This window comes from Vreelandella massiliensis, assembly GCF_900155385.1.
GTDB lineage: Bacteria > Pseudomonadota > Gammaproteobacteria > Pseudomonadales > Halomonadaceae > Vreelandella > Vreelandella massiliensis.
Window position 1 is genome coordinate 1 of record NZ_LT699750.1, and the last position, 4,276, is coordinate 4,276.

Annotated in this window: 5 protein-coding genes; 3 read left to right on the forward strand and 2 right to left on the reverse strand. The window is 59.9% G+C overall.

Annotated elements, in window-relative coordinates; translation table 11 throughout:
- The 3 genes from BQ9846_RS15410 to BQ9846_RS15420 form a co-directional block, all read left to right on the forward strand.
- Positions 1 to 1,129: sodium-dependent transporter (locus BQ9846_RS15410; RefSeq protein ID WP_075881942.1), on the forward strand; the 1,129-nt coding region annotated here is incomplete at its 5' end.
- 46 nt (positions 1,130 to 1,175) lie between these two features.
- The gene (locus BQ9846_RS15415) at positions 1,176 to 1,721 is read left to right on the forward strand and encodes a gamma carbonic anhydrase family protein (RefSeq protein ID WP_075881943.1); all 546 of its coding nucleotides are present in this window, start codon (positions 1,176 to 1,178) and stop codon (positions 1,719 to 1,721) included.
- 140 nt (positions 1,722 to 1,861) lie between these two features.
- Positions 1,862 to 2,533 (forward strand): metal-dependent hydrolase, encoded by a 672-nt coding sequence (locus tag BQ9846_RS15420; protein ID WP_075881944.1) that lies wholly within the window; start codon positions 1,862 to 1,864, stop codon positions 2,531 to 2,533.
- Here the strand turns inward: BQ9846_RS15420 and BQ9846_RS15425 are convergent.
- Both BQ9846_RS15425 and BQ9846_RS15430 read right to left on the reverse strand, forming a co-directional pair.
- Positions 2,509 to 3,891 (reverse strand): sigma-54-dependent transcriptional regulator, encoded by a 1,383-nt coding sequence (locus tag BQ9846_RS15425; RefSeq protein ID WP_075881945.1) that lies wholly within the window; start codon positions 3,889 to 3,891, stop codon positions 2,509 to 2,511. The genes BQ9846_RS15420 and BQ9846_RS15425 overlap by 25 nt on opposite strands.
- Positions 3,884 to 4,276, reverse strand: a 393-nt coding sequence (locus BQ9846_RS15430; protein ID WP_144049481.1) for a sensor histidine kinase, incomplete at its 5' end; no start/stop codon positions are given. The genes BQ9846_RS15425 and BQ9846_RS15430, both read right to left, overlap by 8 nt.

Below are 4,276 nucleotides of genomic sequence, written 5' to 3' on the forward strand. Positions count from 1 at the left end.
TGCGCCAATGCAGGCGCTCGGCGCGCTGGCGGCAGAAGCGGGCGCGTCGCGCCACTGGCGGCTTTTGGGCGTGTTCGGTGCCTTTACCGTGTTCTGTATTTTGTCGTTCTACTCGGTGGTGTCGGGCTGGTCGATCGAATTTCTCGTCGCCTCGATCAATGGCAACTTCCAAGGTGCCTCGGCGGCGGAAATCGGCGCCGGCTTCGAGGCGTTTCTGGCCAACCCTGGGCTTTTGGTGTTTAACCACACGCTGTTTCTGTTCATGACCATGTCGGTGGTGGCTGCAGGTGTGGCGAAGGGGCTTGAGCGGCTCAATAACGTATTGATGCCTCTGCTCTATGTGTTGCTGCTGCTGTTGGCGGGCTACGCCAGCACCACCGACGGTTTTGCCACCGCGCTGGCGTGGCTGTTTCTGCCGGAGTTCGGCGCTGTCACGCCTAGCGTGATATTGCATGCGATGGGGCACGCCTTTTTCACCTTAGCCGTCGGCGCGTGCGCGCTGATGGCGTACGGCGCCTATATGCCCGCTGACCAACACCTACCCAAAGCCGCCGGGGCCGTGGCCGTGCTCGATATTAGCGTGGCGCTACTCGCTGGCATTGCGATTTTCTCGGTGGTGTTTGCCCAGGGGATGGATCCTGCCAGTGGGCCAGGGCTGATGTTCGTGACATTGCCGATCGCGTTTTCTGAACTGCCGGGCGGCTCGCTATGGCTAAGTGTGTTTTTTATCCTGCTGCTGCTTGCGACGTGGACATCGGCGATCAATCTCGCCGAGCCGATGGTCGCCACGCTTGAAGGGCTGGGGATGCGGCGCAGCCGCTCAACGGCAGTGGTGGCCCTGGGCGTTTGGCTATTGGGCCTGTTATCGGCGTTCTCTTTCTCGTTTATGGCGGATTTCCGGCCGCTTTTCGGGCGCAATATGTTTGAACTGGTCAGCAGCATTCCGCCGGATATTTTCCTGCCGATCGGGGGGCTTTTGATCGCGATATTTGCCGCTTGGGTGATGCCGCGTGCCACCGTTGTGCATGCTTTGGGGGTAAACGAGCGCGGCTTTGTCGTATGGCAAACCATCGTGCGTTGGATTGCCATTCCATTGACCTTTATCGTGTTAATAGGCGCGCTGGTGTAACACCACTAGAGTTCTAAAGCCCATCGTGAATCGAGAGGAGAGAGCAATGAGCACAGCATTACGTTCTTATCAGGGTAAAACGCCAACGCTTGGCGAGCGCGTCTATATCGACCCGGCAAGCGTTGTGATCGGCGACGTGGCCCTTGGCGATGACTGCTCGGTGTGGCCGATGACGGTGATTCGCGGCGATATGCACCGCATTCGCATTGGCGCACGGGTGAGCGTGCAGGATGGCAGCGTGCTGCATATTACCCACGCCAGCGACTATAACCCCGATGGTTTTCCGCTCACCGTGGGCGATGATGTCACGATCGGCCACAAGGCGATTTTGCATGGTGCGACCCTAGGTAGCCGCATCCTGGTTGGCATGGGCGCGATCGTGATGGATGGCGCGGTGGTGGAAGACGATGTGATCATCGCCGCGGGCGCGGTGGTAACGCCGGGCAAGCGCCTTGAAAGCGGTCACGTTTACGCCGGTAATCCAGCCAAGGCCATGCGCCCGCTTAAAGAGCAGGAGTACACCTTCTTTCCCTATACCGCGGGCAATTACGTCAAACTCAAAGACCGTTTCTTAGCTGAGGCAGCGCAATAAGCAACGTACGCGGTGTCTATGCGGCTAACCCAAGGTAGTGCGGCACTTTTTCCCGCTAATTTTCTGCTTTATTGGGTCATTTGCCATGTCGCGGCGAGCTGAAATCTGGTAATTTATCCAGTTTTCTAGGGTGCCACGACATGGCAAATTTTCGCACGCATATCAGCGTCGCCACGGCGGGCGGCATGCTGTTGGCCTATGCGGGCTGGCAGGCACAGTGGTGGCCCTCTTCACAGGCCATACTGATCTGCGCGCTGACCGCTTTTGGCGGCATTCTGCCCGATATTGATGCCGACCGCTCGCACTCTATTCGGTTGATTTTTAATCTGCTCTCGGTGCCCGCGCTGGTGCTGGGGGTGGTGCTACTGCAGGCGTGGCTCACGCCGGGAATGCTGATGGTGGCGTGCGGCGGGATCTACTTTGGCGTGCGCTATTTAGTCGGCCTGCTGTTTTCGCGACTCACCGTGCATCGGGGGATTTGGCATTCACTGCTAGCCGGGATGCTGTGCGCAATGCTGGCAGCGGCGCTGAGCTTTCAGTTGCTGGCACAATCGGCGTGGCTGGCGTGGTCCCACGGTGTAGCGGTGTTAATCGGGTTCATTATTCACCTGCTGCTGGATGAGCTTTACAGCGTTGATCTCGAAGGGGCACGGCTTAAGCGCTCTTTTGGCACGGCGCTTAAGCTCACCGACGGCCGTCGGCCGATGTCGAGCCTTCTGATGTTAATCGCGACGCTGACGCTGCTTCCCTGGCTGCCGCCGTGGGCCGAGCTCGGTGAGCTCTTGCGTCAAGGCTCGCTGCTGTGGCGGTAATCCTCGGCGCGTAAGCCGTGTTTTTTGAGCTTGTCGTAGAGCGTTTTACGCGGAATGCCTAAGTGCTCGCACACCGTCGTCGCCCGCCCGTGATGGCGGGCGAGCGACTGACTGATCAAGCTTTTTTCAAAAAGCTCCACCTGACGCGGAAGCGACGCGGCTTGGGTGTCGGCGTTTTCCCCCTCAAGCAGCGCATCCAGGCGGTAGTCGAATGCCGCGCCGAGCAGCACGTAGCGCTCGGCGAGATTACGCAGCTCGCGCACGTTACCCGGCCAATCGTGCGCGAGCAGGGTTGCCACGGCATGACTCTCTAGCGGTGGTGCTTCAAGCCCGCTGCGGTTGGCCGCGACAACGGCAAAATGCTGAAAAAGAAGCGGAATATCCTCGCGCCGTTCGCGCAGGGCAGGCAGCGGCAGCGTGACCACGTTAAGGCGGTAGTAAAGGTCTTCGCGGAAGTTGCCGCTCTCGGCGGCGGCTTTTAAGTCCACCTTGGTAGCGGCAATCACGCGAATATCCAGCGGAATCGTGTCGTTGGCGCCGAGGCGTTCAATGGAGCGCTCTTGCAGCACGCGCAGGAGCTTGACCTGCAGCGACAGCGGCATCGACTCGATTTCATCCAGAAACACCGTGCCACCATTGGCGTGCTCGAACTTGCCGATGCGGCGTTCAACGGCACCGGTGAAGGCGCCTTTCTCGTGGCCAAAAAGCTCCGACTCAATGGTGTTTTCGGGGACCGCGCCGCAGTTGATCGCCATAAAGGGGTGGTTGCGCCGTGCGCTGCGCTCGTGAATCGCGCGGGCGACAAGGTCTTTACCGGTGCCGGTCTCGCCAAACAGCAGCACGTCGGCTTCAACCTGGCTGATACGCTGGATCATCGCGGCCAAGCGGGAGATGACCTCGGTTCGCCCGACTAGCCGGGGGCCAAGCGCTGCCTGCTGCACTTCCAGTTCGGCTTTTAGGCGGTGGTTTTCCAAGCTTAGCTGGCGCTTTTCAATGCCGCGGCGCACCACGTCGAGCAGTTGATCCCCGGCGAAGGGCTTTTCCAGAAAATCCCAGGCACCGGCGCGCATCGCCTCCACGGCAGTGGAGATATCGCCGTGGCCGGTAATCAAGATAATCGGAAGCGTAGGGTCACGCTCACGCAGCGTGCGCAATAGGGTCATGCCATCCATGCCGGGCATGCGGATATCGCTAACGACCACGCCGGGAAAGTCGAATGTCAGGGCGTCAAGAGCCTGTTCGGCGGACTCAAAACAGTGCGGTGTGTAGCCGGCAAGCGCTAGCGTTTGGCTTGCGGTAATGCGCAGGTGCGGCTCATCGTCGATCACCATGACCGGCAGCGTCGACGCTTCATGCATGGGGTGGTTTCTCCAAGACGGTAGAGGGCGCGGCGGCAAGCGGCAGCGTCACATTGAATTCGGCCCCGCCCTGGGGGCGGTTGCGGGCATGGAGCTTGCCACCCAAGTCTTCCATGATACGCGATGAGATCGAAAGGCCCAGCCCTAAACCGCTACCCGGCGCTTTGGTGGTGAAAAAGGGCTCGAATATTTGCCCCAAATGCGCTTCATCGATGCCGGGGCCGTTATCGGCAACATGAATCGCGACGTGATGGGCATCGGCTGTCACCGTGATAGTGAGCGTCGGCGCGGGAGTCTCTTTCATCGCCTGCAGCGCATTGCTGATGAGATTGACGATCACCTGCTCCAGGCGCACCAGGTCGCCTTTGACCCAAAGGGTGTCGTG

Bases quoted from the DNA above. Each gene is read 5' to 3' on its own strand.
- BQ9846_RS15415 (WP_075881943.1), top strand. From the start codon at position 1,176: ATGAGCACAGCATTACGTTCTTATCAGGGTAAAACGCCAACGCTTGGC.
- BQ9846_RS15420 (WP_075881944.1), top strand. From the start codon at position 1,862: ATGGCAAATTTTCGCACGCATATCAGCGTCGCCACGGCGGGCGGCATG.
- BQ9846_RS15425 (WP_075881945.1), bottom strand. From the start codon at position 3,891: ATGCATGAAGCGTCGACGCTGCCGGTCATGGTGATCGACGATGAGCCG.